This is a genomic window from Stieleria sp., assembly GCF_041595215.1.
GTDB classification, from domain to species: Bacteria; Planctomycetota; Planctomycetia; order Pirellulales; family Pirellulaceae; genus Stieleria; species Stieleria magnilauensis.
In genome coordinates this window covers 1-4,855 of record NZ_JBFHKV010000663.1, presented here as the reverse complement: position 1 = coordinate 4,855, position 4,855 = coordinate 1, and the positions used below count along the sequence as shown (strand labels likewise).

Annotated in this window: 1 protein-coding gene; it reads left to right on the top strand. The window is 60.2% G+C overall.

Annotated elements, in window-relative coordinates; translation table 11 throughout:
* Window positions 1-65: 65 nt before the first annotated feature.
* Window positions 66-4,855, top strand: a 4,790-nt coding sequence (locus tag ABX749_RS22030) for a CARDB domain-containing protein (RefSeq protein WP_372897880.1), incomplete at its 3' end; no start/stop codon positions are given.

The following is a 4,855-nucleotide window of genomic DNA, read 5'->3' as shown; positions in this document are numbered from 1 at the left end:
TCTATGTCTGGACTGATGCGTTACCGATCCCCGATCCAAGGCGTTTCGAACCGACCGTCCCGCCAATGAACAACCGTGAAGGCCACGCGTTCTACGCGGGCACGAATAAGTGGGGGCGTGGCGCCGTTTACGAAGGAGGACGGATGGAGAGCGGCGGTTTCGCTCCCGCAGAATTCAACAACCGGGACTCAAGGCCGATTCAGATCAGCTATTCTGAACCGGACCTGAAGGTCACCTCGCTGACGGTCCCATCGGGCGTGGTTCAGTCCGGTCAAACCGTTACTGTGAATTGGACGGTGCAGAACATCGGAGATGCGGCGACGTACCCGCGGCCCGACACCGATCAGGCCGAACAAGCCTGGCCCGATCGTGTCTTTCTTTCTCGCGATGAATCGTTGGACCCTTCCGACTGGCTGCTGAGGCAGAGTAATGGCTCGGGCGCAAACGGAAAAGTTCTCGGCATCGATGAATCCTACAGTCGATCGCTCGATGTGCGACTTCCACAAGGAATCGATGGCGACTTCTATCTGATCGTCGACGTTGACTCCAAGTTCACCCGTGCACGCTTCCCTGAAATCGACGGAAGCGGTATCGAGTTCACGAGCGGAGGTTCGTCCGCGGTGGACTGTTTGGCCATCTTCCGCAACGACATCGTCGGATGTGGTGCCACCGGCATGGCGGTCGTGCAGGAATTTGACGGTGAGGCGGATAACACGGCCAAGACACTGCTGCCGATCGAACTGACCGATCCGCCGGACCTTCAAGTCACCTCGGTGGTGGTGCCGCCACGACTGCTAGCGGGTAAGACGTTCGACGTCGAGTACACCGTCAGCAACCTTGGCCCCGGTGACACGCCGCCGGGACAGTCAGGCTGGACGGATCTCATCTACTTGTCGCGCGACCCGTTCCTGGACAGGGATGCCGATCGTTACCTCGGCTCGAGTTCGTATTCCGGCGGTCTGGCGAAAGACCAATCATACACCGCCACGCAATCGGTCCGTGCTCCGAGGAATCTCGAGGGCCCCTACTACGTGATCGTGATCACCGATCCGGTGATCAACAACCGTTTCCCCGACGGCGACGTGTTCGAACTGGACAAGGAATTCAATAACTCGCTTGCCGGCCAACCGCCGACCGTGATCGAACTGCCTCCGCCGGCGGACTTGCAAGTCGATTCGATCAGCATTCCGCCGAGTGGAAAGTCGGGAGAAGACATCGAGATCACCTGGTCGGTCACCAATCATGGCCCCGAACCAGCAACCGGAGTCTGGTCGGACGCGCTGTACCTCTCCGAAGATGCGATCTGGGACATCACTGATATCCCGTTGGGACGCGCTGAGTTTCCGGGCATCGTCGAAGATAACGCAACCCGGTTCTCGATGGCCGTCGGCGAAACGTACACATCCACGTTGACCGCCACACTGCCGCCTGCCAAACCCGGCCAGTACCGCGTCATCACCCGCGCCGACATTTTTGATGACGTCTTCGAAGCCGAGAACGAGCTCAATAATCAAACCGCATCACCGGGTACGATTAGCCTAACCGTCGATGCGTTGACACCCGGTGTGCCGCTGGAAACAACGCTCAGCACCGGACAAGTTCGCTTGTATGAAGTCCAAGTCGGTGCCGGCGAAACGCTGAGGGTCTCGATCGATTCCGATGCCGACGAAGCCGCCAACGAGTTGTTCATTCGTTTCCGCGATGTGCCCAACGGCATCCAGTACGACGCGGCCTACTCCGGGCAACTCAAGCCCGATCAGGCCGCCGTCATCGCAACCACTGAGCCCGGATCGTACTACGTCCTGGTCCGCGGTTATTCTCAGCCCGAAGACGACACGCCGGTTCGTATCACGGCCGAGTTGCTGCCGTTCCAAGTTACCGATGTGACGACCGATATTGGAGGCGATTCCCGCTGGGTAACGACAACGATTCACGGAGCCAAGTTCGCCCCGAACGCGATTCCCAAACTGGTTCGTCCGCGGTTTGGCGAGTTCGAAGCGGTGAACTACGAAGTGCTCGACAGCACCCGCATTCTCGCCACCTTTGATTTGCGCGACGCACCTCGCGGTTTGTACGACGTCAAGGTGATCAACCCCGGCGGCGAGGAAGCTTCGTTGCCGTATCGCTATCAGATTGAACGGGCCATTGAACCCGATGTCTCGGTGGGACTCGGCGGTCCGCGTGTGCTCAACCCCGGCGAAGTGGGCACATTCAGTTTCTCCGTCGACAACCGCAGCAACGTGGATGCGCCCTACGTCTACTTCACTCTCGGTGTTCCTGAACTCGGCACGAACCCCGATCTGTTTGGGTTCCGTTACGCGGCGTTTACGTCGAACCTCCGCGGCCGGCCCGACGGTCAAGCCTTTGACGACGTTCCCTGGGCCAGTCTCGATTCGGCGATCACAACACCGCACGACGGCAGTTTTCAAACCGACGCGCTGGGCCAGATCACCACTCCCGGTGTGATCCCAGACCTGACCGTCGGTGACTTTGCAGGGCTGACCTTCAACGTCCACACCTATCCGGGGCTGCAGGAGTTGATCGACCAGGAGCAGGATGAGTTTCTTGCCGTGATGGATCGATTTTACGAAGCCCTCAGCGCCGCGGTCACGGATCAAGACAAGCTGGATGAATTCTTCCCACAACTCAGTGAAGCGTACGGCGAGTACGCCGGGTCGTTCCTGGACGCGATCGAGCCGGAACTTGTGGCGTTCCAATTCCATATTTTGGCATCAGCCGCCGCGGTCGATCGCGATGAATTCATCTCGCTGCAAACTCGTGATGCCCTGGCACTGCGCGACGCGGTCCTGGACGATCCCAATGCAACACCGGCGCTACGAGTCCTGGCCGCCGACCGTGATACCTGGACCGACGCCTATTTGGCGGCTCTGGAAGAAGGCGGATTGCTGCGCGTGGAAGATGATGTCCCGCCGATTCGTGAAAACCCCAAAGTCGTCAGCCTCGCTGCCGTACTGTCCACGGGCGTGCTTGCCGGTCCGGTCGGAGAAGAAATCCAGACCAGCGGCAGCCTGCTCGAATTCTTTGAGCAGGTTCGCCTCTGGTACGGCAACGACGCCACGCTGGCGGAAGCGTCCAACCCCGGAGCGACCTATGCCACCGAAGTGGACCCGGCCGCCTTTGAATTGAATCAGAGCCGCCCGACTCACTTTCAGTCCTTCAACATCTACGTTCCGTTCTCGAACAAGCTTGGTTCCGCTGCGCTAGACGTTCCTCCCGGCGCCGAACTCGCACCACCCAACTTCGCTCGCTTCTTCGAAGGCACGGGCGCCGAAACACCGAATGCCAGTCTGGTCGGCCCCTTCGGTTTTGGTGACCAACAATTCGTTCCCGCCACATCGCCGCTTCCGTACACCATTCAATTCCAAAACGACGCCGCGGCTGCATCGACGACGAACGACTTGCGCGTCGTGACGCAGTTGGATGACGATGTGGACGTGCGTTCCTTCCAGCTCGGCGATCTGAAACTCGGTGACGTCCAGGTTCACATTCCCGACGACCTGGCGACCTTCCAAGGCGACTTTGACTTCATCGAGAGCAAGGGCTTCATCCTTCGCGTGACGGCAGGTGTCGATTTGGAAACACGGATTGCAAGCTGGAGATTGCAGGCGATTGATCCGGCGACCGGCGAACTGGTCCGCGAAGGTGACATTGGCTTGTTGCCGCCGAATGATGCACGCGGTCGCGGCGCGGGGTTTGTGACCTACCAAGTCAATCCTGCCGCGAACCTTGCGATCGACAACGAGATCACCGCATCGGCTCGCGTGCTGCTCAGCAATGCACCGCCGATGCAAACCAACGTCACCACCCACCGTGTCGACGTTGCCGCGCCAGTGACCACCGTCACCTCGACGCCGATCGGGGCCGATGGCAGCCGATTCGAAGTCACCTGGGACGCGGTCGACGAGACCGACGGTTCCGGCGTCAAACACGTTACCGTCTACGTCGCCCAGGACGGCGGCGACTTTGCGATTTGGCAGCGCCAATCGACCGAAGCCAGCGGGATCTACGTTGGCGATGCCGGGAGTACTTATGAGTTCCTTGCCCTCGCGACCGACCAAGCCGGAAACCAGGAGTCGCCTCGCTTGGGAACGATTGTTCCCGGAGATGGTTCGCAAATCAACTTGGGCACGACCGATCGATTCGACCGAACGACCGCGCCGCTGCCGCCGGCACCGAAACCGGTCGAAACCCCGTCGACCAACGAACTGTTCCTCGCGGCCCAGTCGGCTGTTCCATCAGCCGGCAACACGTCGGAGTTTGGCACCGTTTTGAATCCCTTTGCGGCGCGGCGCTTCGCCAGCGGTATTCCGACCAGCGAAGCCGGGATCGGCCCGATGGCGATCGCGGCGCGCGAGGACGGCACGACCTTGATCAGCGGAGGGCTCGGCCGCAATTTCTTGTACGAGGTCTCGATTGAAGGTGGTAGCGTCGGCAACGCGATCGCCGAGTTGTCGCATCCGATTTTCGATCTCGAGTTCGCACCTTCCGGGGGATTGTGGGCGACGACCGGCGGCGGTCCATTGCTTTTGCTCAACGCCGAGACGGGCGCAGTGGAACGCGAGTTCGGTGAAGGCATCACTCAGACGTTGGCCATCGATCCGTCCAGCGGCGACATCTTCGTTTCGACCAGTCGCGGCGTCGACCGATTTGACCCGATCAGTGAGATGTTTACACCCTTCAGCGATCTCCGCATCGGCAACCTGACCTTCGATCCCGAAGGCACGCTCTGGGGAGCGACCTGGCCCAATCGCGAAACAGTCGTCCGATTCGCTGAGGACGGAACGCCCGAGCCGATGTTGGACTTCGACATTCCGATCGACAGTTTGACCTTCGG